The organism is Shewanella sp. SM73 (genome assembly GCF_025653795.1).
Lineage (GTDB): Bacteria > Pseudomonadota > Gammaproteobacteria > Enterobacterales > Shewanellaceae > Shewanella > Shewanella oncorhynchi.
The window spans coordinates 478,038-502,917 of the sequence record NZ_JAKKRY010000001.1 but is presented as its reverse complement, the minus strand read 5'-3'; the positions used below and the strand labels follow the sequence as shown (position 1 = coordinate 502,917).

Genomic DNA, 24,880 nt, shown 5'->3' with positions numbered 1-24,880 from the left:
AGGAAGCGAAACCAAGAAAGCTCGACCGGATCAACAAAGCATTAAGTCTTTTATCAGCGTCAATGTGATAGTGAATTTACTAACGTATTGAATTACAATCGGCTTATCTAAAAGCGTTGCACTGTCAAAGACGGCAATGCTGACACATCATTTATAGAGTCCACATAAGATCTATGCCTACATCTGCAGCTAACACTTTGGTCGTGCTCGACTTTGAAACCACAGGGCTATCGCCCAATCAAGGGGACCGCGCGATTGAAATCGGAGCGGTGCTGATTGAAAACGGCGTGATCACCCAAAGATTTTCAGAGTTGATGAACCCAGGATTTAGAATAAGTCGTTTTATTGAGGACTACACAGGGATCAGCAATCAAATGCTCAGGGACGCAGCGCCCTGCAATGAAGTGATGGAGCGTTTTGCCGACTTTATCGCCAATCATAACTTAGTCGCCCACAATGCGGCATTTGATCAGCGCTTTTTAGACGCGGAATTTGCCCAAATTCGCCATCGCTATCGAGGACAATTTGGTTGCTCCTTGCTAGTGGCAAGACGTTTATATCAAGCGGCACCGAATCATCAATTAGGTACTTTAGTGCGCTATAAACAGTTACCAAGCGATGGCACCTTTCACCGCGCCTTAGCCGATGCCGAAATGACTGGCCATTTGTGGCTGGCAATGCTGGCAGACCTTCAGCAAGAGTTCGGTCTCAATGCTCCCACCTTCGAGTTACTACAAAAAATCGCCAAGAAAACCAAAGCAGATGTGCCGAAGTTTTTACGTCAATATGCGGTTAAGTGATCCCAAAAAGCAAAAAGCCGATAAATCCAAGGATTATCGGCGATGTTTCAATAAGCAAATTAAGTGCTCAACGACTTGCCAGCAAAAAACAGCAAGCTCCTAGCAATAACGGCCCATCTATAACGGCTTAAGCGGCGCACTATCAATGCCGCAGGAACTGCGAACCACTAAGGTCGTCGGAATAAGCTGCGCACTCACCTCTTGTCCGCGGATAAGTTTGAGTACACTGTCGACTAAGATTTCACCGGCTAATTGGGTATTCTGCTTAATGGTCGTTAATGGCGGATTGGCAAAACTCGCCACAGGAATATCATCATATCCCACCACTGCAACTTGTTCTGGGACTGAAATGCCCTTCTCTTTCAGCGCACGAATAGCACCAATGGCAATCAGATCGCTAGCAGCAAAAATAGCATCAAACTGTGCGCCTTTGGCCATCAATGCCATAGCCGCATCGTAGCCAGCACTTTCAGTGCTAATTGCCGACACTTGCTTAGTGCGATCGACAGCAATATTCGCCATTTGCAGCGCCTTCACATGGCCTAAATATCTGTCCCTAAACTCAGGGCTGTGGCTTGAGGCATCGCCTAAAAAGGCAAAAGCTTTACGACCAAGGGAAATCAAGTGCTCTGTGGCAATCAAGCCGCCTTGATGATTATCACAACCAATGGAAAGTACTGACTTATTGTTATGCTCAGCGCCCCAGATCACAAAGTGAGTATTCTGCGCGAGCAATCGCTCCAACTTTTGCTCGTAGTCCATGTAGTCACCGTAACCAAGCAGGATAATGCCGTCAGCTTTATTACTGTCTTCATAATCGGCGTGCCAGTCGCTGGACAATTGCTGAAAAGAAACCAATAAATCATAACCTTGCTGCGCCGTTGCTCGGGTAATGGAGCCAAGCATAGACAGGAAAAAAGGATTGATTAACGAGTCATCGTTGGTGGGGTCTTCACACAATAACAGCGCTAAGGTATGGCTATTTTGGGTGCGAAGATTGCTGGCATTTTTATCGACCTTATAATTCAGCTCTTTGGCAATGGTTTGAATACGTTGGCGAGTTTCTAAATTGACTAACGGGCTGTTTCTAAGGGCACGGGAAACCGTTGACTGGGATACGCCAGCACGATAAGCAATATCAATCGAGGTCGCTTTCGATGCCATAAAGAGGATTTAACCTTAGTTATTATTTTGCGTCGATACTAAAACAGTTCCACTCACTTGTATAGACGAATGCGTTAACATCCGTCTTACATTAGAGACTCTGCTTAAATGCCGAGCTGATCGAGCAAATCATCGGCTTCATTATCAATGGCACGAGTCGCAATGGCGGGTTTATCGGCCATCTTAACCCAAGGCGAAACATTCGAATTTGAGTCGTTATTTCCCCCAATCGAACTGTGCTGCTCTAACAGACTATCGGGATCGAATTCTTCATCGTAGACAAATTCATCTAAGCGAATGAATTCGGTTTTGTCCATGGCAAACTCGAGGTAAAAAATATGGTTATTTTCAGTCCTAAACGACACTCTACGGGCAACCGCATCGTCTAAGTTAGCGTCGATTGATATGGTTAGCTCTTTATTAATCGTCAACATTTTTGGCTGACTTTGGCTGATTGACGTTTGCAATTCTTTAGAAATTTTATTAATAAAATCCCCTAGAATTTGGTTCATCAGTTCGCCCATCACATTACTCACTTCATCTGAAGTATGTGAAAACGCGAGCTCAGACTCAGGCATGCCCATGTTCAGCATGTAGCGACGGTAGATTTCAATCGCCGCCGAAGCTGAAAAGTTGATCACCACTAGCCCTGAAAAACCACCGTCGAAAATCGAGAAACAACCGAGATCAGGTTTAAGACGAGTACGCGCAATACTTTGTACCATACCCGCATGGGTAACATTGCTGGCACTGGTGCTAGAAAGGACGTGGGCGACTGAGTGGCATAACTTCAGTAAAATATCATCCGACGTTACGATAGTATTTGTGGTCATAATCGATTCTCAAACTGAATAATGAATTAATCTTGCGCGTAAAAGCGTAAAAAATCAAAATTAAAACAATTGATTAGCCTAATTTAGCAAGATGGTAAAGTTAACATAATGCTAACTTATTGATATTTAATAGAACAGATAAAACCTGCAACATGAAACGACTTATAAAACGGCCTAACTTAATAAGAACATGCCCCATAATGCAACAGATTAAAGTTCCCTATCACTATTCCCTGCTTTAGATCAAAGAAACTCATATTTTTTAACGGCTTTAGCTGAATTTATGTCACAGACGATTCAATTGAGATTGATTCGCAGGTATATTGATGCACAATAATAAGTCCTTAAGGAATCCAAATGATCACGTTTTTGCGCCGGTTTACCATTTTGCAACGCTTAATGATGATGCTCCTTATGGCCGCGATAGGGACTGTGTGTTTTGCCAGTTTTTCAATTAAAGAGCAGTACAGCAATTTAATTGAGCAGAAATGGTTGCAGATAGATGGTCAGCTCGCCAGCATGTTAAGCGTGATAGATGTGCACCGTCAGGATGCGCTCAAAGGTAAGTTTAGCGAAGCAGAAGCTAAACAAATCGCCGCGGATTTAATCAATCAAACTCGCTATTCAGGTTCCGGCTACTTCATTGTTATTGATGATAATAATCAAATCCTCGCCCACGGGGATAGCGCAAATCTTATTGGCACCTCAGCATTAACCTTCAAGTTACCTAATGGCACAAATCCCTTAGCCACTATGCTGCCATTAGCGCGTGCTAAATCGAAAACGACCCTCGAATACCCTATCGCCGATCCTATGACCCGCGCGATAGAAGACAAGCTTGCTGAAGCCCGTTACTACCCACAATGGGGTTGGACAGTCATAACAGGCGCTTATCTTAGCGATGTCAAAGCGAGCTTAAAGTCAGTCATTATCGACTATCTGATTATCATGTTTTTGATTTCAGTGCCGATTTTTGCCTTCTTCCTTGTGCTTAACCATTCCATCACCTCACCATTAAATGATGCTATTGATGCCCTTGAAGATATTGCCCAAGGCGAAGGCGACTTAAGTCAGCGCATTAATGCTCAAGGTAAAGATGAGATTGCCCATCTCGCCCGCGCCTTCAACATGTTCGCCCAAAAAATTGGCGACATGGTCGGCCATTTACAACCTTTAGGCCAAGCATTAGATAAAGATGCAAAACAGCTTTTGATTGCAGTTGAAGAGTCCAATCAGAGTGCTGAACATATCCACAGAGAAACTGGCAGCGTCGCCACAGCCGTCAATCAAATGCTGTCGACCACCCACGAAATGGCGAGCAACACCCAGCAAGCGGCCGATGCGGCGAACAGTGTAAAAGAACAAGCGCAGCAAAGCCAAGTCGTGATCGACAACACCGTCAGCAACACAGAAAAACTGGTGGCAGAATTAAAAGCCTCTGAAGTCATCACCCAAAAGCTGGGCGTCGCCTCACAGCAAATCGGTAGCATTCTCGATGTGATCCGCAGCATTGCCGAGCAGACCAACTTGCTCGCCCTCAATGCCGCCATTGAAGCTGCTCGAGCTGGGACCCACGGCCGTGGTTTTGCCGTAGTTGCCGATGAAGTCCGCGCCCTTGCTACTCGCACCCAAGACTCGACCAATGAGATCCAAAAAATCATTAGCGAGATCCAATCCGGTGTTGGCTCAGTGATGAAGAGCAACAATCAAACTCAACTGCAATCCGATGAGCTGCAGGCCCAAGCCCACGAAGCGGGTAAAGCCATGGCGGCGATTCTGCAATTGATTGCCCATATCAGTGACATGAACACACAATTAGCCAGCGCCACCGAAGAGCAATCACTGGTGACCGAAGAAATTAATCGAAATATTTGTAATATTTCGGAATTAACCGAAGTTTCAGTAAAAGCTAACGAAAGTAATAGCCATGCAGCTCAGTCACTGCAAGACATTAGCCAAGACATGTCCCGCACCTTAGGCCAGTTTAAAATCTAACGAAAGTGTATGAGAACGGCATGACTTGTCGATTGGGGCGCCATAGGGCGCCCTTTTCTTTGGGTAAACCTTCTGGTAACGCTTATTAACCACTAGCTCACCAACAATGAATTTCAACGAAAAAATCCCATTAACCACAAATTCTCTGTCACGCTAACGTTTGATATGCGGTATGCTTTAGCCTTAAAAATCCAACCGAGACACTGCCATGCGAATGACCTTAGCCGTTCACCCTGAACAGTACACAATTCATAGCTTTAGCCCGAATGCCGTATTGCCCAGTGAGGTTTTTGCACAGGACATGTATTTCATTGGTAAGACCCAAGAAGGTTTATCTTTAGTCGTTTCCAGTGAAATGGAACTCGACAGCCTAGAGCAAGAACCGGGCTGGTGTTGCTTTGAAGTACTCGGGCCACTGGGATTTTCGATGACAGGCATTTTATCTAAAGTGTCTGGCACCTTAGCGGACGAACAAATTAGTATTTTTGCGATTTCGACCTTTGATACCGATTACATTTTAGTAAAAAATAATCGCCTCAAAAGTGCCATCGCCGCCTTGAAAAAACAGGGCTATCACATCATAGAATCGAAAGACGAAATGTAATACCCCTTTAAATATGAGTTCATCTACTATGTACGAAAAAACAGTCACCATTACCGCCAAACATGGCATTCACACCCGTCCAGCAGCCTTACTGGTTAAAGAAGCCAAAACCTTTGACTGTGATGTCATGGTCGAGTGTAATGGTAAGCAAGCCAGTGCTAAGAGTCTGTTTAAACTACAAACCTTAGGCTTATATTCTGGCGTCACGGTAAGAGTGTTTGCTGAAGGTGAACAGGCACAGGCCGCGGTTGAGAAAGTCTCTGAGCTGCTCATTACCCTAAGCTAAGCCTTTTCTTACGCTAAAGTGCATTTATCTGCAGGTTTAACCGACACGCAAAAAACTCGTCTCGACCGTCTTGACATGCTAATGCTTTACATACAAACGCTTTACAAGCTTAGCGTCACTCAACTAGACTCGCTATCGCTAACGGACACTCAGTTCAGTGGTTAATTTAGGAAGGGATATGTCAATAACGGGGATTATAGTGTCATCGGGAATTGCCTTTGGACAGGCACTTCACCTGCTCCACACCGAACATCACCTCGATTATCGCCCTATTCCCCTGTCTAAAATCCCTCAACAACAGGGTAAATTTGCCAAAGCCTTGCAAGAACTACAGGCACAACTGACCCACAGCCAAGCTGCACTCGATAGTGACTCCGAAAATTATCAGTTGATCGAAGCCGACTTATTGTTATTAGAAGACGATGAATTAATCGAGCAAGTGAACGATGCTATTCGCACCTTACAATTGTCGGCAAGTGTGGCGGTTGAACGTATTTTTGCCCATCAGGCCAATGAATTACAATCCTTAGATGATCCCTATTTAGCCAATAGAGCCCAAGATGTGCGCTGTTTAGGCCAAAGAGTCGTCGCGGCGATAAACGGCCATTTAGCTCAAGGACTCGAAAAACTCGATAGACCCACTATCTTATTAGCGCAGGATTTGACCCCCGCCGAATTTGCCTTACTGCCGCGGGAAAACCTTTGCGGTATTGTACTGAAAACGGGCGGTTTAACGAGCCATACGGCCATTTTAGCCAGAGCAGCTGGCATTCCAGCCATGTTAAGTTGTCAGTTCGACGCAGACTCTATTCCCAACGGCACGCCCTTAGTGCTCGATGCACTCGCGGGTGAACTTTGTGTCAATCCCAATCCAGACCAACAGGCAAGACTCACAGTCACCTTTCACCATGAACAAGCAAGGCGCGCAGCACTTCAAACTTACAAGGATGTCCCAGCGCAAACCCAAGACGGTCATACTGTGGGACTCATGGCAAACGTGGGTAATCTCAACGACATCACCCATGTCAGCGATGTCGGCGCCGATGGAATAGGTTTGTTTCGCACCGAATTTATGTTGATGAACGTCGCAACCCTGCCCGATGAAAAAGCCCAATACAGCTTATATTGCGATGCATTGCACGCCCTAGGCGGTAAAACCTTTACCATCCGTACCTTAGATATAGGTGCAGACAAAGAACTACCCTGTTTATGCCAAGAAATTGAAGATAATCCCGCCTTGGGTCTTCGCGGCATTCGCTACACCTTGGCGCACCCAGAATTATTTAAAACCCAATTGAGGGCCATTCTGCGTGCCGCTAACCATGGCCCGATCCGTTTGATGTTCCCTATGGTCAATCAAGTCGAAGAATTGGACGAGGTGTTTGCACTCATTGCCCAGTGCCAAGATGCCTTGGAAGAAGAAGAGAAAGGCTATGGCGAACTTAGCTACGGTATCGTTGTCGAAACACCTGCTGCGGTATTCAACCTCAACGCTATGCTGCCAAGACTCGATTTTGTCAGCATTGGCACCAACGATTTAACCCAATATGCAATGGCAGCCGATAGGACAAACCCGCAGCTTACCCGTGACTATCCGTCCCTTTCGCCTGCCATTTTAGCCTTAATTAACATGACAATAACCCAAGCTAAGGCCGCTAATGTTAAAGTTTCTCTGTGCGGTGAACTCGCCAGTTCACCGCAAATTGCGCCGCTGTTAATCGGCATGGGGTTGGACGAACTCAGTGTTAACTTAAGCTCACTCTTAGAAGTGAAAGCGGCCATTTGCCAAGGCAGCATCACACAATTTTCGGCATTAGCTCACACGGCATTACAACAAGATAGAATTGCAAGCTTACAGCAGTGTATAACAAGCTATAAATAGAGACATTTATTCGTTATGCTGCATTACAGAACAAAAACAATGACAAAAACAAGCAAAAGAGGCTCTAGATTATGGGATTTTTAAGCCGAATAAGGCGCTTGGTATCGGGCCAGACTCAATTAGCTGGCGGTATCATGGTATATGCCCCCGTTTCCGGCGATATCGTCGCCATTGAAAAAGTCCCCGACGTGGTTTTTGCTGAAAAGATTGTCGGTGATGGCATCGCTATCGCTCCCAAAGGCGAATTAATTCTGGCGCCTATCGACGGCACCATAGGTAAAATTTTTGAGACAAATCATGCATTCAGTATTGAGTCTCCCCAAGGTTTAGAGCTATTTGTTCACTTTGGTGTAGGTACAGTCGAGCTGAGAGGCAAAGGGTTTAAACGTTTGGCCCAGGAAGGTCAAGAAGTGAAAGTCGGCGATCCGATCCTGTCATTCGATATTGATTACCTTAAAGATCAAGTCGACAGCCTACTCACTCCTGTCGTGCTGGCGAACATGGAAGATGTCAAATACCTCGACAAAGCCCAAGGCAGTGTCACCGCAGGTAAAGACGTGATCTTTACGGTACAGCTCTAATCAAGCTTTACTTTAAGTGTTTGAATTAGCAGTTTGAAAATATCCTTGATTGATATAAAAAGGCTGGCTCCCCCAAAGGCGCCAGCCTTTTATTTATCTCCACTTTCCTCGCGAAGAGGCCTGTCTGATAGCTGAAATATTTTCATCGCAAAACCGACATAATGTTTCAAACTGATTTAAAACAGAATAAACCAAATATCAACCACCCAGATATAGGATTGAATGACAATCGAAAGCACGTTTGCAAGGTGGCGATTTGCAGGCCGAGTAGACTAAGACAACCAGGCCAACAAAACTCCCTATCCTGTATAGCGAGTGCTATTCGAGCATCAGAGTTTCGGCTTACATTGGTCACAAAAAGCAAAAAGATCAATGCACCCGCTGGCTCTCGAACGAAATCATGACTATACATCTAAAGGTGCTTTTAATATTACAGAGGAATAACAATGAAGTTCAGTCATAAGATTGTCGCCGCATCCTCTGCGTTACTGTTAGTGACAGTAACGCTTCTAACGACCAAACAATACTACTCGATTCAGAATGAAATGCAGGCACAGGTGGAAGCCAGTGTCACCGAAATCGTCGATGGGGTTAGAAATACGGTTTCATCGGAAATTGAAGCCCGTAAACAATTGGCAGCTTATACGACCAGCCTACTGGAACAAGATCTCACGCCCGCACACATCAGCGCAGTCATCACTCGCCCCATAGTTAAAAATGCATTTATTCTCGTCGGTTTAGGTTATGAAAAAGATGGCACGAATATCAATAATAATCCTAGCTGGGATCCGGGTGCGGGATGGAACCCAAGAGTAAGGCCTTGGTATCTCGATGCAAAACAAGCCGATAAATTAATCATCACGGCTCCCTATGCGGACTCAGCCTCCGGTGAAATTCTCGTCTCAATTGCGACGCCCGTGAAAGATCAAGGTACATTCATCGGTGCCATTTTCTACGATGTTAGCTTGGTCGGGTTAGCCAAACTCGTCAATGAGATCAAACTCTTCAACGCTGGCCATGTGTTTATTGTTTCTGGGGATGGAACGACCATAGCCCACCCAGAGGAAAAACGAAATGGCACTCTTATGGCCGATTATTTACCCAATGTCAAAGTGATGGAAACGCCACAAAAAGTAACCATAGAGGGAAAAAGCTTCACCTTGGATTTCTCACGCGTTGCGGGAGAGGACTGGTATGTTGGTGTTATCTTGGATGAGGAGATTGCCTATGCTGCAGTGACGGACTTACGCAATAGCTCTATTCTCTATTCCGTTATCGCCTTAATCATCAGTATCACAACCCTACTACTATTGATCACAACCTTAATGCGCCCATTACAAACATTAAACGATGCAATTCAAGATGTTGCTTCTGGCGAAGGTGATTTGACTCAACGCTTAAATACTAAAACAGACACTGAGTTTTCAGCGTTAGCCTTGGGATTCAATACCTTCACGGCAAATCTACAACAGTTGATCATTCAATCTAAATCCATTGGCCAGCTCATCCATAAAAGTTCAGAAATGACATCGCTAGAATTACAGCAATCTACTGATGCCATGAACTCGCAACTGCATGAACTAGAACAACTTGCAACTGCCATGCACGAAATGGCAACCACTTCAACTGACGTAGCCCGTAATGCCCAAGGCGCGGCTTCTGCTGCGAAAGAAGCAGATGAAGCGACAAGTGTAGGTTCTAAAATCGTCAGCGATACAACTGATGCCATTAATGCCCTGTCATCAAAAATCGATATGGCCGTCACTGAAGTCAAAACATTAGAATCTGCAACTGACAACATTGCCACAATATTGAAAGTGATCAATGACATTGCAGATCAAACAAATTTATTAGCCTTAAATGCCGCCATTGAGGCAGCAAGAGCCGGTGATTCTGGTCGTGGTTTTGCTGTGGTAGCAGATGAAGTCAGAACCCTCGCCCAAAGGACTCAACAATCTACAACTCAAATCCGTAACATGATAGAGCAACTTCAAGCAGGAGCAAGTGCTGTTGCAGAGGTAATGAGCCAAAGTAAAGATAATGCAGAAGATGCGGTTACACGCGCCCAAGGTGCTAATACCGCATTAAACAAAATTCGTGAAGCAATATTACAGATAAGTGATATGAACCTACAAATTGCCTCTGCAGCAGAAGAGCAGAGTTTAGTAGCTGAAGAAATTAACAATAATACTATCAGGATCAAAGATTTATCAGTCCAAGTTTCTGACACTGCAGTTCATGCAAATACAGCCATGCATACGCAAACTCAATACATCAAAGAACAAGATGCAATCCTTAATAAATTCATAGTCTAAGCCAGTGAGCCATGATTTTATCCATGGCTCACCATGACATCTACTAACAACAGGACCTCATCATGAGCAAAATAACGTTGTTCGTCATAGTTAGCATGCTTCAGATCCCACTACAGGCTAATGCCCAAACAACCACAGAAGAGTCGGAACGACTGCAACAACTCGAGCAAAGAGTTAAAGAGCTGGAGCAACAAGCCAAAGCGGAGCCTGCCAGTCCCTCATTGCAATCCTCCCTACAAGACAGTCGTTTTATCCTCTACGGTTCACTACGTCCGACCTTAGAATACCAAGACAAAGGTGAGGATGTGTGGGATATCGGCGATGCACTCTCCCGCTTAGGGGTTAAAGCTGAAACCGAGTTCGCCTCTGGTTGGCGTGCCATTGCCCAAGGTGAATGGAAAATCCGTCTCGATGACAATGGCCGATTCGGCGAGGCGAGACTCGCCTTTGCGGGGATAGATTCTCCCTATGGCAAGTTGACTTTTGGGCGCCAAAGGCCGGTGCAGTACACGTTAGTCGCTGAATATGTCGATATCTTTAACAATGCGAATAGCCCCTTTGGTTATAACCAAGAGAGTCCATTTTTTGTTGATAATGCCTTGATCTATGAGCTTAACATTAAGCCAATCACCTTAATGGCTTCAGCCATTTTTGATGGTAACTCAGGTGGCAGTGGTACCGATGTAATTAATGTCGGCGCAGGATTTAACCAGAGTGGATTTCACGTAGGTATCGCCTACTTACAACAAGATACCTATGTGAACGATATTATGACTGGAGAAGAACAACTGGCCGGGGGCGTCATTTCCTATGAATTTAGCAATGGCATATATGCCGCCGTTGGTTATCAGCATAAAGACTACGAATTTGAAACCGCAGTCAATAGAACCGGTAATACATTTGATAGCGCCATCGCGATTCCAGTTGCGAAAGCTTATAAGCTGAAACTAGGATACTTCAGGTTTGAAGATGGGATAGAAGATACCAGCAGCCAAAATTATGATGGATACAATCTCACCTTAGAGTGGCAAGCCGCAACAAATGTCCGCATGCATTTAGAATATTTACAACAAAATAATGATCAACGTGAAGACGACACTATCATAGCCTTAGGCATTCGCTATGATTTTGATTTAAATTGGCAACTTTAGTCAACGCCATCCCATTACCGTTAAGCCCGCAGCGCACTCAATGAAGCGTGCTATACGGCATCAGTAAGCAGCAAGATATGACTAAACGCTCTGAGGGCGTTTGGTTACATAAAGTGACAGACATCACCCGATAATCCCAATACGCTTCAAGCACACTGACATTTTATGCTCACGCTATCTCAGTAACACATCCCACTTGTGACATGCGGCGCACAATGCCACAATGCCAGCAAAATCAATGCTTGCAAGCCAAGCGTCCATCCACACTGGAGCATCATTTTGACCCTCTACGGTATTAAGAATTGCGATACAGTGCGTAAAGCACGTAAATGGATTGAAAATCATCAACTTCCAGTTCATTTCCATGATTTTAGAGATGACGGCCTACGTCAAGAAGACCTCGAATTCTGGTGTAACACCTCAGGCTGGGAAACCGTATTCAATAAGCGCAGCACGAGCTTTCGTGCGCTCAGTGACGCAGATAAAACCGATATCGATCAAGCCAAAGCCATTCAACTTATGCTGGCGCAACCGACACTGATCAAACGCCCCGTCTTAGTCGTCGGTGAACAAGTGCTGATTGGCTTTGATGAAGCCGCCTATAAAAGAGTATTCTCAGTATGATGCCAGCCGACAATTATCCCGTTACAGAACTGACAAAAGCGCTGATCGCCCGCCCTTCGGTGACGCCGCTTGATGAAGGCTGCCAAACCTTAATGGCAGAAAGACTCAGCGCCATCGGCTTTAATATCGAACCTATGGTATTTGAAGACACCACCAATATGTGGGCTCGCCGTGGTAATGAAGGCCCCGTTTTTTGTTTTGCGGGTCACACAGACGTTGTGCCGACAGGCGATGTGAGCCGCTGGCACACGCCGCCTTTTGTGCCCACCATCATTGATGGCTACTTATATGGCCGAGGCGCAGCGGACATGAAAGGCTCACTGGCGGCTATGATCATTGCCACCGAGCGGTTTGTGGCTAAACATCCCGATCATCATGGCTCTATCGCCTTTTTGATCACCAGCGATGAAGAAGGTCCATTCATCAACGGCACGACGCGAGTCATTGATACCTTAGAAGCGCGCAACGAGAAGATCACCTGGGCATTAGTCGGCGAGCCTTCATCGACCCTAAAGCTGGGCGATGTGGTCAAAAATGGTCGCCGCGGCAGCTTAACTGGCAACTTAACCGTGAAAGGCATTCAAGGCCACGTGGCCTATCCACACCTTGCCGATAATCCAATCCACAAAGCCGCGCCTTTCTTGGCCGAGCTAAGTCAAATGCACTGGGATAATGGCAATGAGTTCTTTCCGCCCACCAGCTTCCAAATTGCCAATATTAATGGCGGCACAGGTGCATCAAATGTGATCCCTGGTGCACTGGAAGTAATGTTTAACTTCCGTTACTCCACCGAAGTGACCGCCGAAATCTTGATTGAGCGAGTTGAAACTCTATTGAAAGCCTATGAGCTAGATTACGATATCAGCTGGATTTTCAATGGCCTTCCCTTTTTAACCGGTGATGGCCCGTTATTAGATGCAACTCGTATCGCGATCCGCCAAGTCACAGGTTATGAAACCGATCCGCAAACCACAGGCGGCACATCAGACGGTCGCTTTATCGCGCCAACGGGCGCCAAAGTGTTAGAGCTTGGCCCTGTCAACGCCACCATTCATAAAGTGAATGAATGCGTTAAAGTGGACGACCTTGAGCAGTTAGCCCTGTGTTATGAAGTCATTTTGGAACAATTACTGTGTTAGCACATCTGAAGATCCGTCCCGAAACCGCAAAGCTTTACGGCTTAAGATCCCCTGAATTGGTGGATTATTTAAGCCCGTATCACCTTAGTTATCATAGCTTTGGGTTAGAGGAGAACACAGCTATCGCCTTTAAGTCTATGGCGGCAAAAGCTGAAGATGCGGGCATAAAACTCGCGATTTGCTCGGCTCATCGTCCCTTTGAACGGCAACTGGCAATTTGGAATGCCAAGGCTAGTGGTAAACGCGCGGTATTGGATGCCAATGAGTTACCGGTCAATATTCAGGGCTTAAGTGACGATGCCATAGTTGACTTGATTTTGCTCTGGTCGGCGTTGCCTGGCGCTTCACGCCACCATTGGGGTACCGATCTCGATGTGTTCGATGCGGCTCAAATTGATGTTAAAACCCTGCGCCTTGTTGAAGCTGAATATGTTCAGGATGGTCCCTGCGCTAAATTGCATGCTTGGCTGGTAGAAAATGCCCATGATTTTGGCTTTTACTTCCCGTTTCAGCAGGGACAAAGTGCGGTAAGTCCTGAGCCTTGGCATATCAGCTATTTCCCTGTAGCGCAGTTATTGTTGCCACAATTCGATCGTGCCGAACTGGCAATCCTGTTAGAAAACAGTGATATGTTGCTAAAAGGTGCAGTGCTCGCCCGATTAGACAGTCTAATAGATGAATACGTGCTGCGTATCGCTCAGCCCTAATCACGAAATACTCGCAAAGATCAGTCAACACAGGTTAAGCATAGCGCTATATCGTCAAAATGGGCGCCAAAATGCGGTTTAACACAATGATATATTTGATAAAGTAGGTTTTATGGATTTTTCTTCACACCGTCAGCAGCTTGTTATTGCCGATCGAAAATTAAGTTACCTTGATGTCGGCTCAGGCCCTGTATTGTTGTTTGGGCACAGTTATTTATGGGATAGCGCTATGTGGGCGCCTCAAATTGCCACCTTAAGCGCCCAGTATCGCTGCATAGTGCCTGAACTTTGGGGCCATGGTCAGTCAGATTTACTGCCCAATAACTGCAAAACGCTACTCGATATTGCCGATCAAATGCTTGAGCTAATGGATGCTCTTGAGATAACTCACTTTAGTGTTGTCGGACAATCTGTCGGTGCTATGTGGGGCGCAGAATTGGTACTGAAAGCACCAACAAGAGTTAAAACCCTCGTTATGCTCAACAGTTTTATCGGTTTCGAACCCGAAGTCACCCGTGCGAAATATGATGGCATGCTGGATATGATTACCGCCGCTAAGGCGATCCCTGCGCCGCTGATCAGTGCAATTTCACCTTTATTCTTCGCCAATGATGCCGAGAATAACACGCCCGAACTGGTTACGGGCTTTGAACAGTCCCTTGCCAGTATCACAGCGGAGGAAATCCCCACGATAGTTAAACTTGGACGAATGATTTTTGGTCGTCGCGATACCATGGAATACGCCGAGCAATTGACGCTGCCCTGCCTCATCATGGCTGGCGTGGAAGATAAGGCCCGCAGCGTATTGGAAAGTTACCTGATGAGTGATGCCATTGATGGCAGCCAACTTGTGCATATTCCTGCGGCAGGACACATATCAACTCTCGAACAAGCGGAATTTATTAACCAACATTTAGCCGATTTTCTGGCTAAACATTATTAATCAATCGCTAAATCTACGCTTCAAGGTGCGAAAACTCGCATCTTGAAGATGAGTATTTCTACTTAGCACATGTTACCAAGATGTGCTTATATCAATATTGCTCACCCATACTTAATTCCTATTTTATGGATAAATACATTAGGCTTTACTTTATTAAAGTCTGTTATTGAGCACGCCTCGTTTCATTAAACTCACCTGTGAAACCTCTATTAAGAAGTAAAGACGTTGTTTTTGTTCCAAGCGGCTTAAAAAATGTTGCGCAAAGGTGAAATCTACTAATTATCAACTACCTTTATACTGTATTCCCTCAACAAGGTATTCTGCCATGAGAAAAAGTACAGTTGCCCTCTGCGTATTCAGCACACTTTATATGCCGTCTCTTTATGCCGATGTTCAAATAAATGGATTTGCCTCTATTGTCGCGGGCTCAAGTCTAAGTGACGATAAAAGCTATTATGGTTACGACAAAGAACTCGATTTTAATAATGATTCCAAAGTTGCCTTACAATTTACCGCCGATCTTGGTAGTGGCTTAAGAGCGACTGCACAAGTGCTATCCAGAGGCAGTAACGATTATAGCGCTGAATTCGAATGGGCTTATATATCCTATGACATCAGCGACAAACTTATGCTTATGGCGGGTCGCCAACGTTTTAATCTCTATAAATACTCCGATTATATTGATGTAGGCTATGCCTATCACTGGATCACTCCACCCCGCGGAGTTTATTCACTGCCATTTAATTCAGGTGAAGGTGTAGGCTTAGTTTATGCCGATTTATGGGGCGATACCGAAGTAGGTTTGACCTATAAATACATTACCACTTCAGTTTCTGACTACTCGCCTACAGGTTCATCAACACCTCCTGCGCCCTTCTCCGCCGAGGGCCACATAATGAACTTTAACTTTGTAACCTATGGGTTTGAGTACGGTTTAAATATTGGCATAGTTACCGATTTCTCCTACGAATTACCCGCACTGCTTGGCTTAGGTAATGCAATTTCTCAAACCGGACTCTTTACTCAGCAAGTAGTTGATGATCTTTTACCGATTAATGACAGCGCGTTACTCATTGGCGCTAACGTTAAATATGATGCTGAAAAATGGTTTATTTTGGCCGAATACACGCGAATTGATGTCGATCCCAGTAGCTTTAATATTCAAGATTCAGCCTTTGTTTCCGGCGGGATCCGCTATCACGATTTCACCTTCCACTTGACCTACGGTATTGATAAAGGTGAGCCCCAATACGATGCCTATGACGCTATGTTACCTGTTTACAATGGTCTGCCACCGGCAAACCAAGCTGCACTCGCACCGCTTGTTTTTGGAACACAAGCGGCGCTTGAAGCACAGCAGGAAGACAGCGCCTACTACATCATAGGCACCCGCTGGGATTTCCATCCTTCTGCCGCACTGAAACTAGAGTACACCAACTACAGTAACGACAAACCGTCCTCCGATGAACAGTTGCTGAGTATGGCAATAGACTTAGTTTTTTAAGGAGTTAAGCATGAAACTATTAATAAGTTCTCGGTTGATGATAAAAACCTTAGTCGCCAGTGCGCTTCTATTTGGCAGTGCCTGTGTTCAAGCCGAAATTGCCGTCGTGGTGCACCCTTCTAATACGTCAGAAATTAGCGCTGCGGATATTTCACGGATCTATTTAGGCAAACTCAAGTCTTTCCCCAGTGGTGGCACTGTCGTCGCACTCGATCAACTTGAAGGCACGCCCGTACGTGATGCTTTTGTTAAACAGATCCTTAATAAAACCGAGAGTCAGTTAAAAGCCTATTGGTCAAAACTGGTCTTTTCAGGCCAAGGTCAACCGCCCAAAGTCGTCGACTCCAGCGCTGAAATGCTCGCATTGATTGCCGCCAATCCCAATATGATCGGATTTGTTGACGTCAGCGAAGTAAACGATAGCGTGAAAGTGATCAGTAAGTTCTAACCCATACGGCATCATCCTTGTCCGCCTTAATCTGTGGCGGACAAGGTTTCCACTCAGCATTAGCGCGATATAAACAACAAACACACTATCAAATGGTGCTTGAACCCTCAGAGAGGGCTTATCCATTTGCAGTACTATTAAGAAAAAATAATCTCGATTTTTCAATATCCTGATTCAAACCTTAATTGGATAGACCAGCAGAGCCAAATTTGCTGGTATACTCTTGCTAAAAATGTGCTGCTTGCATGAATTAGAGCATGAGAAGACATTTTATATGTCAATAAAACAATAGGTTAAAATGAAACTACTCAAACCTTTATTCGACAATAACCGCCGCTGGGCCGGACGTATACGCCAAGAAAATCCTGATTTTTTTGAACAATTAGCGAAACAGCAACATCCTGAATACCTGTGGATTGGCTGCTCAGATAGTCGCGTACCCTCAAACCAAATCATTGATCTTATGCCCGGTGAAGTCTTTGTTCACCGTAATATCGCCAACATGGTGATCCATACCGATCTTAACTGCTTATCTGTACTGCAATACGCCGTTGATGTGCTCAAGGTGAAGCATATTATGGTGGTGGGTCACTACGGCTGTGGTGGTGTGCGCGCGGCCATGGGTCAGCAACGCTTAGGACTCATCGATAACTGGCTCGGGCATTTACGTGATATCTATCGTATTTATCAGGAAGAATTACAACAGATGGACGAAGCCAAACGTTTTGATCGCCTGTGCGAACTGAACGTGATTGAGCAGGTTGCTAATGTGACCAGTTCAACCATAGTGCAAGAAGCTTGGGATCGCGGCCAAGAAGTGGCGGTACACGGCTGGATTTACGGCATTGATAACGGTTTACTGACAGATTTAGATGTCACGGTTGACCGTGAACATGGCTTAGCCAATCCACGCTAACGGCCTGAATATAGGCTTTCAACACCCCGCAGAGCATCATCAATGCTCAGATAAAACCTGCCCCTGTGCAGGTTTTTCTTTTTCCATGACAATTTTCAGCAATAAAACATCGCAAGGGTCTATTACGCCAGTTATAATCCGCCAGTTAATTGCAGGCGACCTATGCGCCACAAATTCTAAGGAGATACCTTCCATGCCCGGTTTTGAATTATTTGGTCCTGAAGAGAAGCAGGAAGTCGCTGACGTTATGGAAAACGGTTTTACCTTCCGTTACAACTTCGACCATATGCGTAATGATCGCTGGAAGACGCGCGATATGGAGCAACTACTGTGCGAGAAGATGAACGTGAAGCATGCTCACCTTTTATCAAGCGGTACTGCTGCGCTGCAAACGGCCATGATGGCTGCAGGCATTGGTGCTGGCGATGAAGTTATCGTGCCACCTTTTACCTTTGTAGCCTCAGTTGAAGCGATTTTTATGGCAGGCGCTATTCCGATTTTTGCCGAAATCGATGAGACATTGTGTTTATCTCCAGAAGGTATCGAAGCCGCGATTACCCCACGCACTAAAGCGATTAACTTAGTGCACATGTGCGGTTCTATGGCGAAGATGGACGAGATCAAAGCTGTCTGTAAAAAACATAACTTACTGATTTTAGAAGATGCTTGCCAAGCCATTGGTGGCAGCTACAAGGGCCAAGCGTTAGGTACTATCGGTGATGTGGGTTGTTACTCATTCGATTCAGTCAAAACCATCACCTGTGGTGAAGGTGGCGCTGTGATCACTAACAACACAGAAATCTACAACAATGCGCACATGTTCTCAGATCACGGCCATGACCATATTGGTAAAGACCGCGGCGCAGAGTCACACCCTATCATTGGCTTGAACTTCCGTATTTCGGAAATGAATGCAGCCTTAGGGTTAGCGCAGTTACGTAAACTCGATACCATTATCGATATTCAACGTAAAAACAAAAAGACCATTAAAGATGCAATGGCCGCGATTCCAGAAGTCACCTTCCGCCAGATCCCAGATCCAGAAGGCGACTCGGCTGGCTTCTTAACCTTTATGTTGCCAACCGAAGCGCGCACGCAAGAAATCAGCAAAAAACTGGCTGAAAACGGCGTTGATGGCTGCTTCTACTGGTATGTAAACAACTGGCATTATTTGAAAAACTGGAAACACATTCAGGAGCTTAAGGCATCTGCTGCGTTGCCAATCACATTAATCGCCGACAGACCTGACTATACTCAAGTTTCTGTGCCTAAATCCGATGCCATTATGAGCCGCACGATTTCTATGCTCATCAAGTTGTCTTGGACCGATGCTCAGATCGCCGAGCGTATCGAAAACATCAAGAAAGCATTTGCCCAATAATTCTACGGGAGTTTGTTGCAATGAGTTTTAAGAATTTTAAAGTAGTTGAAAAAATGATCTTCGGCCGTGGCTCATTCGTCCAATTGGATGAAGTGTTAGCTGCTGAACGTAAAACCGCCGACGACTTCGTGGTGTTTTTAGTCGATGACGTGCATCAAGGCAAAGCCCTTGAGGGCCGCATTCCTGCTAAAGCACAAGACATGGTGATTTGGGTTAACGTTGATGAAGAGCCAAGCACAATTCAAATCGATGCCCTGACTGAACAAGTTCAAGCTTTCAATAGCAAACTGCCAGTGAGCGTCATCGGTTTAGGTGGCGGTTCAACCATGGACGTAGCTAAAGCGGTATCGCTGATGCTGACAAACCCAGGTGGCTCTGCTATGTATCAAGGTTGGGACTTAATCAAGAACCCAGCGGTACACCACATTGGTATCCCAACGATTTCTGGTACTGGTGCAGAGGCGTCACGCACCGCCGTATTATGTGGTCCAGTGCGTAAGCTAGGCCTGAACTCAGATTACACAGTATTCGATCAAATCATCATGGATTCTGAGTTAATCGAAGGCGTAGAAACAGACCAATGGTTCTACACAGGTATGGATTGCTATATCCACTGTGTTGAATCGTTACAAGGTACCTTCTTAAACGAGTTCTCTAAATCCTACGCTGAAAAAGCCATGGATTTATGTCGCCAAGTGTACTTAGACGACCACGTAGAAAAAGACGACAAGCTAATGATGGCGTCTTTCATGGGCGGAATGAGCATAGCTTATAGCCAAGTGGGTGCCTGTCATGCGGTTTCTTACGGTCTGTCCTATATCCTGGGTTACCACCACGGTATCGGCAACTGTATCGCCTTTGATGTGTTAGAAGAATTCTATCCAGAAGGCGTTGAAGAGTTCCGTCTGATGATGAAGAAACATAACATCACGCTGCCGAAGAACATCTGTAAAGATCTGCCAGACGAAACCATAGCGAAAATGGTTGCCGTGACTAAGAGCATGGGTCCACTATGGGCTAACGTTTACGGCGCGGGTTGGGAAGAGAAAGTCACAGATGAAATGTTGACTGCCCTGTTCCGTCGCATCTAAGCTCTAACACATGTTAAAAGGGCTCAATTGTGAGCCCTTTTGTCTATATGCATTGTATATCTACACTGTATATCTTTGATAAAAGTAGGATAATTTGATGAATGTGACTCTGTTAATCCCGGCTCGTTACGGTTCAAGCCGCTTCCCGGGCAAACCCTTAGCCCCGATTAACGGCAAGCCAATGATCCAACACGTGTATGAACGCGCGTCGTTAGCCAAAGGCCTCACCAATATTTACGTCGCTACCGATGATGATCGCATTAAAGCGGCCGTTGAAGGTTTTGGCGGCAAAGTAGTCATGACCAGCCCAGATGCAGCCTCGGGTACAGATCGTATCAATGATGCAATAAACCAACTGGGACTAAAAGATGACGACTTAGTGATCAACCTACAGGGCGATCAACCTCTTATTGACCCAACCTCTATCGAGCAAGTCATCAGCCTCTTCGAGCGTCACCCTGGTGAGTTTGAAATGGCAACCTTAGGCTTTGAAATCGTCAATAAAGCCGAGCTTGACGATCCTATGCATGTGAAGATGGTGTTCGATAACAACAACTACGCCTTGTATTTCTCTCGTTCGCGTATTCCTTTTGGCCGCGATACTCAAGATTACCCCGTTTATAAGCACTTAGGTGTGTATGCTTATACACGCAAATTCGTACAGGCCTTCGCCGCCCTACCATTAGGTCGTCTAGAAGATCTGGAAAAACTCGAGCAATTACGTGCATTAGAGTACGGCCATAAAATCAAAATCGCCATTAGCGCCTTTGATTCTATTGAAGTGGATACGCCAGAAGACATTCGTAAATGTGAGCAACGTTTAGCGGTTGATTAATCGCCCGTTAGGTGTGCGCGAGTCAATTCGAAACAGGAGCTGAGTATGTCGACCTTAGAAGTCTGGATCATTATTATTTTGATCGTCGGTGTCATCGCCAGCAATCTTGCTGCGTTGAAGTACAGTGCTAAGTTCAAACTGCCGCAGTTCGGTCAACATGGTAAAGATAAGCAGATAAAGTCAGATACTGCCAAGCCTTCGGCAGAAGACAATGATGCCGATGCGGCTTCAAACAAGCCAAGTTCAGCGGACTCAGAACCCAATAAAGCAGATAAGTAAAACTGAGCCACCTAGGGGCTAAACTCAATGGCGGCTTTTAAAGAGTGAGTCTAAAGATCGCTCTTGAACACGCCTTTTAAAGACTTTGCTATAAACACTGAGCAATGACGCTCGCAAACATAGAAAAGGCGCCACAGGCGCCTTTTTTGTCTCTCAAATAACAAGCTAGCCAATGCCACTCATCAGCCTTAGGCTTTTTTCGCTGATGTGCGACTCAATGGCAGCTCCTCAAGGTGCGCCACTAAAAAGACTAAAAAGCGAAACAGGGATTTAATCTTAAGATCATGATTTTTATTGGACTCAGCCGCGACTAACTTCTGCAGTGATTTAATTCTAGCGTAAGCATTCTCGACTAAAGCGTCGTTCTCTTTACCGACATATTTATTAAATTCGGCAAATTCACCAATAAATTTCAGTGTCACTTTACGGTTATTTAACGCAGTGAGTGCAGCGCCCTCTTTCAGTTTTGCCTCAAAAATACTGCATTCTAAACCGCTGGCGATCGCGCTTTGCGATAAACCGCTGCTTAAGGCATCGGCCAGAAAACCCAAATTGGCTTTTAACTCAAAGGCAATCGCCTGCTTACTGGCGCTTGATTGCTGCCAGCGACTGCGTTCCTTATCGAAAATATCGTATAGCTCTTTCCAAATGCTCATGCGCTTTGCCTACCTTGCACTGAATCGCTCCTTTCGCGTTATAGCACTCGACTTTTTTAAATGCTAGCGTTGTTAATACTAACATTTTTAACACTAGCGACTGAAAGTTATCATAAATTTAAGGTTTTCGGCATAGCGCTATGATAAATAATGAGTTAAATAATGGCCTAAAAGCACATTCACGCTAAAACTAAAATCGGCATAAAAAAATGGCCCGAACGAGTCGGGCCAGAGTGCGAGCTGCCTAAGTACGAAATGAGCTCAGTGCGAACTCATGACTAACTCACTACTCATCTAATGGCATATAAAGTTAAAGCGCTTGCGATTTTTTCGCGTTATTTTTCTCGGCGGCGAGTCGACGCAGCGCTTCTTTTTTCTCGCGGCGCGCTTCAATCACTTGATTTACATCGCTACCGATATGCGCTTCGTTACGGGCTTTTGCCAGATTCACTTGGCGCTCACGCTCAACGAAACGTTTACGCTGCTCGTCAGAAATTTTATCGATACAATGTGGGCAACTGACACCTTGCACATAGGCAGGGCTCTGTTTTTCAGCTTCAGTGATTGGCATACGGCAAGCATTACATTGATCGTATTGGCCTTTCTTCAAGTCATGATTTACCGCAACGCGGTTATCAAATACAAAGCACTCGCCTTCCCACAGGCTTTCTTCCGCTTTGACTTCTTCAAGGTATTTAAGAATACCGCCTTCGAGATGATAGACCTCGTCAAAGCCTTGCTCTTTTAAATAAGCAGTTGATTTCTCACAGCGAATACCGCCAGTACAGAACATGGCGACCTTCTTATGTTTAGCAGGATCAAGATTTTGCTTCACATACTCAGGGAATTCTCTGAAGGTTTCAGTCACAGGATTAATAGCATTTTTGAAAGTGCCGATTTGCACTTCATAGTCGTTACGGGTGTCGACTAAAATCACGTCCGGATCAGAAATCAGCGCATTCCAATCTTGAGGCTTCACATAGGTGCCAACCACTTTAAGTGGGTCAATACCTTCAACGCCCATAGTCACGATTTCGTTTTTCAGTTTGACTTTAGTGCGGTAGAACGGCATTTCATCGTCAAATGATAACTTGTGAACGATATTATCTAGGCCATTTTGGCTATTAAGCCACACTAATAACGCTTCAATCGCTTCTTGAGTGCCAGCAACTGTGCCATTGATCCCTTCACTTGCGAGGAGCAGAGTGCCTTTTATCTCAGCCTGTTCCATCATAGCGAGCAATGGCGCTCGGATAGATTCAAAATGCGGTAACGACACGAATTTATATAACGCACATACGACAACTTTAGCCATAACACCCTCTTTGCTGGCTGGAACTTAATTTCCAGTGCATAAACAAATCAATCATCAGCAGCCTTGCTGCAGATCCCAAAAATAGCGCGGAATTCTACCTGAGTCACAGCAAGATAAACACAGATAAAATACAGGGTCTTTAATTCTTTACGCACAGTGGTGAGAAAATCATTCTATGATGGCAATTTAAGCAGAAATCCCAGTATGAAAGCGTTACCATCTGCGCCCTTTAAACATTGCATGATTGGCACACAACATTTGCATTGGCATACTCGCGTCGTCAATAAGCATGACACGCTGACATCAGCTTTAGTCGCATCAACTTCCATCGCATTAGCGCCGTACAGTAGAGGAAATCCGAATGACTCTTGCCGTCTTATACACCTTCCGCCGTTGCCCCTATGCAATGCGAGCACGTTTAGGACTCTTGTTAGCCCAATGCAATGTTGAAGTCCGTGAAATCGCCCTTAAAGCCAAACCACCACAAATGCTAGCTACCTCACCTAAGGGGACTGTGCCGGTATTAGTGCTAGCAAACGGCGAGGTGATTGCCGAAAGTCTTGAGATCATGCGCTGGGCACTCACGCAAGCCGATCCCTTAGATCTGCTATGTCAGCAAAGCCCTGTAATTGAAGATAAAATGGCACAGCTTATCGCGAAAAATGATCAGCAATTTAAACCATGGCTTGACCGCTATAAATATGCCGACCGTTACCCTGAGCAAACGCAAGCTTATTATTATCAGCAGGCGAGTCATTTCCTCCTACAACTTGAAACATGCTTAGGGCAACACCCCTTTTTAGTCGCCGATACACCTCGCCTTGCCGACTACGCAATCGTACCTTTTGTACGCCAGTTTGCCGCAGTGGATCTTAAACGTGCACTTAGTGATGATTTTCCGCGAGTCGCCGCTTGGCTAAATCGACTTATTTCGAGTGACATATTTATTCGTGCAATGGAAAAATATGTGATCTGGGACGCTAGCCATTATCCAGTTTGCTTGTTAGGTGACGTGTAAGCCAATAAGATTTAAAGATTATTTTTATTTTATGTTATAGCCATCGGTAAAATATTCGAGTAAGGTATTTGCCACTAGGTAACTAATTTAGCTAATCGTAGCTAGACAATCTTCTCAAGAAAAGTAACCACGCCTAAAGACTCAAGGACGTGAATGATAGAATACAAGGATAAGACAGTTGGAAAATATGGATATTAATATCGTTATTATGCTTGGGGGCCTGGTGCTATTGCATTGTCTATTTGCCCTTCGGGCTTTCAAGAGTAAAGTGGATCTCAGCACCAACAAAAAGTGCTTATGGTGCCTACTGAGTCTGATACTCGGCCCTATGGGTTATTATGGTTTTCACGGTTTTATTCCCCTAGATAGAATTCTCAAAGACTAAACGGTAAAACTGAATACCTTCAAAAAGC

The 24,880-nt window shown here is 45.2% G+C and carries 25 protein-coding genes; 21 read left to right on the top strand and 4 right to left on the bottom strand.

Features of this window, described 5'->3' with window-relative positions; all coding sequences use genetic code 11:
• Window positions 1–173: 173 nt before the first annotated feature.
• Window positions 174–800, top strand: coding sequence for a PolC-type DNA polymerase III (locus tag L5M51_RS02260; RefSeq protein ID WP_263171403.1), 627 nt, complete (start codon window positions 174–176; stop codon window positions 798–800).
• A gap of 117 nt (window positions 801–917) precedes the next feature.
• Here L5M51_RS02260 and L5M51_RS02255 read toward each other — a convergent pair whose 3' ends face one another.
• Window positions 918–1,964, bottom strand: coding sequence for a LacI family DNA-binding transcriptional regulator (locus tag L5M51_RS02255; RefSeq protein WP_113939612.1), 1,047 nt, complete (start codon window positions 1,962–1,964; stop codon window positions 918–920).
• A gap of 104 nt (window positions 1,965–2,068) precedes the next feature.
• Entirely contained in the window at window positions 2,069–2,797 is a 729-nt protein-coding gene (locus tag L5M51_RS02250; RefSeq protein ID WP_028760052.1) for a DUF3334 family protein, read from the bottom strand.
• Window positions 2,798–3,154: 357 nt separating this feature from the next.
• Here L5M51_RS02250 and L5M51_RS02245 point away from each other — a divergent pair, with 357 nt between their 5' ends.
• From L5M51_RS02245 to L5M51_RS02160, 18 genes are all read left to right on the top strand, one after another.
• Window positions 3,155–4,792: a methyl-accepting chemotaxis protein gene (locus L5M51_RS02245; RefSeq protein ID WP_028760053.1), complete on the top strand. Its 1,638-nt coding sequence runs from the start codon at window positions 3,155–3,157 to the stop codon at window positions 4,790–4,792.
• Between the two features lie 208 nt (window positions 4,793–5,000).
• Window positions 5,001–5,396 (top strand): ACT domain-containing protein, encoded by a 396-nt coding sequence (locus L5M51_RS02240; protein ID WP_198573284.1) that lies wholly within the window; start codon window positions 5,001–5,003, stop codon window positions 5,394–5,396.
• A gap of 28 nt (window positions 5,397–5,424) precedes the next feature.
• Window positions 5,425–5,682, top strand: coding sequence for an HPr family phosphocarrier protein (locus tag L5M51_RS02235; RefSeq protein WP_028760055.1), 258 nt, complete (start codon window positions 5,425–5,427; stop codon window positions 5,680–5,682).
• A gap of 178 nt (window positions 5,683–5,860) precedes the next feature.
• Window positions 5,861–7,564, top strand: a complete 1,704-nt coding sequence (ptsP, locus tag L5M51_RS02230; RefSeq protein WP_168827529.1) for a phosphoenolpyruvate--protein phosphotransferase — start codon at window positions 5,861–5,863, stop codon at window positions 7,562–7,564.
• Window positions 7,565–7,635: 71 nt separating this feature from the next.
• Complete coding sequence (gene crr / locus L5M51_RS02225; protein WP_006081821.1) at window positions 7,636–8,145, top strand: PTS glucose transporter subunit IIA; 510 nt, start codon at window positions 7,636–7,638, stop codon at window positions 8,143–8,145.
• A 446-nt stretch (window positions 8,146–8,591) separates the two neighbouring features.
• On the top strand, window positions 8,592–10,460 hold the full coding sequence (locus L5M51_RS02220; protein ID WP_263171400.1) for a methyl-accepting chemotaxis protein: 1,869 nt from the start codon (window positions 8,592–8,594) through the stop codon (window positions 10,458–10,460).
• Between the two features lie 62 nt (window positions 10,461–10,522).
• On the top strand, window positions 10,523–11,611 hold the full coding sequence (locus tag L5M51_RS02215) for a porin (protein WP_263138727.1): 1,089 nt from the start codon (window positions 10,523–10,525) through the stop codon (window positions 11,609–11,611).
• Between the two features lie 279 nt (window positions 11,612–11,890).
• Complete coding sequence (locus L5M51_RS02210) at window positions 11,891–12,235, top strand: ArsC family reductase (RefSeq protein ID WP_263138725.1); 345 nt, start codon at window positions 11,891–11,893, stop codon at window positions 12,233–12,235.
• A complete protein-coding gene (gene dapE / locus L5M51_RS02205) occupies window positions 12,235–13,374 on the top strand; it encodes a succinyl-diaminopimelate desuccinylase (protein WP_173248640.1) in 1,140 nt (379 codons plus the stop codon). Before L5M51_RS02210 ends, dapE begins: the two co-directional genes overlap by 1 nt.
• Entirely contained in the window at window positions 13,368–14,081 is a 714-nt protein-coding gene (locus tag L5M51_RS02200; protein ID WP_263171398.1) for a M15 family metallopeptidase, read from the top strand. The genes dapE and L5M51_RS02200 overlap by 7 nt, the downstream gene beginning before the upstream one ends.
• A 112-nt stretch (window positions 14,082–14,193) precedes the next feature.
• Window positions 14,194–15,024 (top strand): alpha/beta fold hydrolase, encoded by an 831-nt coding sequence (locus L5M51_RS02195; RefSeq protein ID WP_263171396.1) that lies wholly within the window; start codon window positions 14,194–14,196, stop codon window positions 15,022–15,024.
• Window positions 15,025–15,349: 325 nt separating this feature from the next.
• Window positions 15,350–16,528 carry a porin gene (locus L5M51_RS02190; protein ID WP_263171394.1) on the top strand — a complete coding sequence of 393 codons (1,179 nt, stop codon included), beginning with the start codon at window positions 15,350–15,352 and terminating at the stop codon, window positions 16,526–16,528.
• 10 nt (window positions 16,529–16,538) lie between these two features.
• Complete coding sequence (locus tag L5M51_RS02185; protein ID WP_263171391.1) at window positions 16,539–16,976, top strand: phosphate ABC transporter substrate-binding protein; 438 nt, start codon at window positions 16,539–16,541, stop codon at window positions 16,974–16,976.
• 298 nt (window positions 16,977–17,274) lie between these two features.
• Window positions 17,275–17,892 (top strand): carbonate dehydratase, encoded by a 618-nt coding sequence (gene can, locus L5M51_RS02180; RefSeq protein WP_028760064.1) that lies wholly within the window; start codon window positions 17,275–17,277, stop codon window positions 17,890–17,892.
• Between the two features lie 193 nt (window positions 17,893–18,085).
• Window positions 18,086–19,273 carry an 8-amino-3,8-dideoxy-alpha-D-manno-octulosonate transaminase KdnA gene (gene kdnA, locus L5M51_RS02175; protein WP_028760065.1) on the top strand — a complete coding sequence of 396 codons (1,188 nt, stop codon included), beginning with the start codon at window positions 18,086–18,088 and terminating at the stop codon, window positions 19,271–19,273.
• 20 nt (window positions 19,274–19,293) lie between these two features.
• On the top strand, window positions 19,294–20,364 hold the full coding sequence (gene kdnB, locus L5M51_RS02170; RefSeq protein ID WP_263171390.1) for a 3-deoxy-alpha-D-manno-octulosonate 8-oxidase KdnB: 1,071 nt from the start codon (window positions 19,294–19,296) through the stop codon (window positions 20,362–20,364).
• Between the two features lie 97 nt (window positions 20,365–20,461).
• The gene (gene kdsB, locus L5M51_RS02165) at window positions 20,462–21,199 is read left to right on the top strand and encodes an 8-amino-3,8-dideoxy-manno-octulosonate cytidylyltransferase KdsB (protein ID WP_012197229.1); all 738 of its coding nucleotides are present in this window, start codon (window positions 20,462–20,464) and stop codon (window positions 21,197–21,199) included.
• Window positions 21,200–21,244: 45 nt separating this feature from the next.
• On the top strand, window positions 21,245–21,478 hold the full coding sequence (locus L5M51_RS02160) for a DUF2897 family protein (protein ID WP_263171388.1): 234 nt from the start codon (window positions 21,245–21,247) through the stop codon (window positions 21,476–21,478).
• Window positions 21,479–21,666: 188 nt separating this feature from the next.
• On the opposite strand, the gene L5M51_RS02155 is transcribed toward L5M51_RS02160, so the two are convergent.
• Together L5M51_RS02155 and L5M51_RS02150 are read right to left on the bottom strand one after the other, a co-directional pair.
• Window positions 21,667–22,134: a hypothetical protein gene (locus L5M51_RS02155; RefSeq protein WP_263171385.1), complete on the bottom strand. Its 468-nt coding sequence runs from the start codon at window positions 22,132–22,134 to the stop codon at window positions 21,667–21,669.
• A gap of 310 nt (window positions 22,135–22,444) precedes the next feature.
• Window positions 22,445–23,449, bottom strand: a complete 1,005-nt coding sequence (locus L5M51_RS02150) for a rhodanese-related sulfurtransferase (protein WP_263171382.1) — start codon at window positions 23,447–23,449, stop codon at window positions 22,445–22,447.
• Window positions 23,450–23,810: 361 nt separating this feature from the next.
• Between L5M51_RS02150 and L5M51_RS02145 the strand changes: the two genes are divergently transcribed.
• Window positions 23,811–24,467: a glutathione S-transferase gene (locus L5M51_RS02145; protein ID WP_263171379.1), complete on the top strand. Its 657-nt coding sequence runs from the start codon at window positions 23,811–23,813 to the stop codon at window positions 24,465–24,467.
• A gap of 187 nt (window positions 24,468–24,654) precedes the next feature.
• On the top strand, window positions 24,655–24,852 hold the full coding sequence (locus tag L5M51_RS02140) for a hypothetical protein (RefSeq protein ID WP_028760072.1): 198 nt from the start codon (window positions 24,655–24,657) through the stop codon (window positions 24,850–24,852).
• Window positions 24,853–24,880: the final 28 nt, after the last annotated feature.

Excerpts from the sequence above, each read along its gene's own strand:
- L5M51_RS02240 (WP_198573284.1), top strand. The coding sequence starts at position 5,001 with ATGCGAATGACCTTAGCCGTTCACCCTGAACAGTACACAATTCATAGC.
- L5M51_RS02140 (WP_028760072.1), top strand. The coding sequence starts at position 24,655 with ATGGATATTAATATCGTTATTATGCTTGGGGGCCTGGTGCTATTGCAT.
- L5M51_RS02250 (WP_028760052.1), bottom strand. The coding sequence starts at position 2,797 with ATGACCACAAATACTATCGTAACGTCGGATGATATTTTACTGAAGTTA.
- L5M51_RS02160 (WP_263171388.1), top strand. The coding sequence starts at position 21,245 with ATGTCGACCTTAGAAGTCTGGATCATTATTATTTTGATCGTCGGTGTC.
- L5M51_RS02145 (WP_263171379.1), top strand. The coding sequence starts at position 23,811 with ATGACTCTTGCCGTCTTATACACCTTCCGCCGTTGCCCCTATGCAATG.
- crr (WP_006081821.1), top strand. The coding sequence starts at position 7,636 with ATGGGATTTTTAAGCCGAATAAGGCGCTTGGTATCGGGCCAGACTCAA.
- L5M51_RS02215 (WP_263138727.1), top strand. The coding sequence starts at position 10,523 with ATGAGCAAAATAACGTTGTTCGTCATAGTTAGCATGCTTCAGATCCCA.
- L5M51_RS02155 (WP_263171385.1), bottom strand. The coding sequence starts at position 22,134 with ATGAGCATTTGGAAAGAGCTATACGATATTTTCGATAAGGAACGCAGT.
- L5M51_RS02235 (WP_028760055.1), top strand. The coding sequence starts at position 5,425 with ATGTACGAAAAAACAGTCACCATTACCGCCAAACATGGCATTCACACC.
- L5M51_RS02260 (WP_263171403.1), top strand. The coding sequence starts at position 174 with ATGCCTACATCTGCAGCTAACACTTTGGTCGTGCTCGACTTTGAAACC.
- L5M51_RS02195 (WP_263171396.1), top strand. The coding sequence starts at position 14,194 with ATGGATTTTTCTTCACACCGTCAGCAGCTTGTTATTGCCGATCGAAAA.
- kdsB (WP_012197229.1), top strand. The coding sequence starts at position 20,462 with ATGAATGTGACTCTGTTAATCCCGGCTCGTTACGGTTCAAGCCGCTTC.
- dapE (WP_173248640.1), top strand. The coding sequence starts at position 12,235 with ATGCCAGCCGACAATTATCCCGTTACAGAACTGACAAAAGCGCTGATC.
- kdnA (WP_028760065.1), top strand. The coding sequence starts at position 18,086 with ATGCCCGGTTTTGAATTATTTGGTCCTGAAGAGAAGCAGGAAGTCGCT.
- ptsP (WP_168827529.1), top strand. The coding sequence starts at position 5,861 with ATGTCAATAACGGGGATTATAGTGTCATCGGGAATTGCCTTTGGACAG.
- L5M51_RS02220 (WP_263171400.1), top strand. The coding sequence starts at position 8,592 with ATGAAGTTCAGTCATAAGATTGTCGCCGCATCCTCTGCGTTACTGTTA.
- L5M51_RS02185 (WP_263171391.1), top strand. The coding sequence starts at position 16,539 with ATGAAACTATTAATAAGTTCTCGGTTGATGATAAAAACCTTAGTCGCC.
- L5M51_RS02190 (WP_263171394.1), top strand. The coding sequence starts at position 15,350 with ATGAGAAAAAGTACAGTTGCCCTCTGCGTATTCAGCACACTTTATATG.
- L5M51_RS02245 (WP_028760053.1), top strand. The coding sequence starts at position 3,155 with ATGATCACGTTTTTGCGCCGGTTTACCATTTTGCAACGCTTAATGATG.
- can (WP_028760064.1), top strand. The coding sequence starts at position 17,275 with ATGAAACTACTCAAACCTTTATTCGACAATAACCGCCGCTGGGCCGGA.
- L5M51_RS02255 (WP_113939612.1), bottom strand. The coding sequence starts at position 1,964 with ATGGCATCGAAAGCGACCTCGATTGATATTGCTTATCGTGCTGGCGTA.
- kdnB (WP_263171390.1), top strand. The coding sequence starts at position 19,294 with ATGAGTTTTAAGAATTTTAAAGTAGTTGAAAAAATGATCTTCGGCCGT.
- L5M51_RS02150 (WP_263171382.1), bottom strand. The coding sequence starts at position 23,449 with ATGGCTAAAGTTGTCGTATGTGCGTTATATAAATTCGTGTCGTTACCG.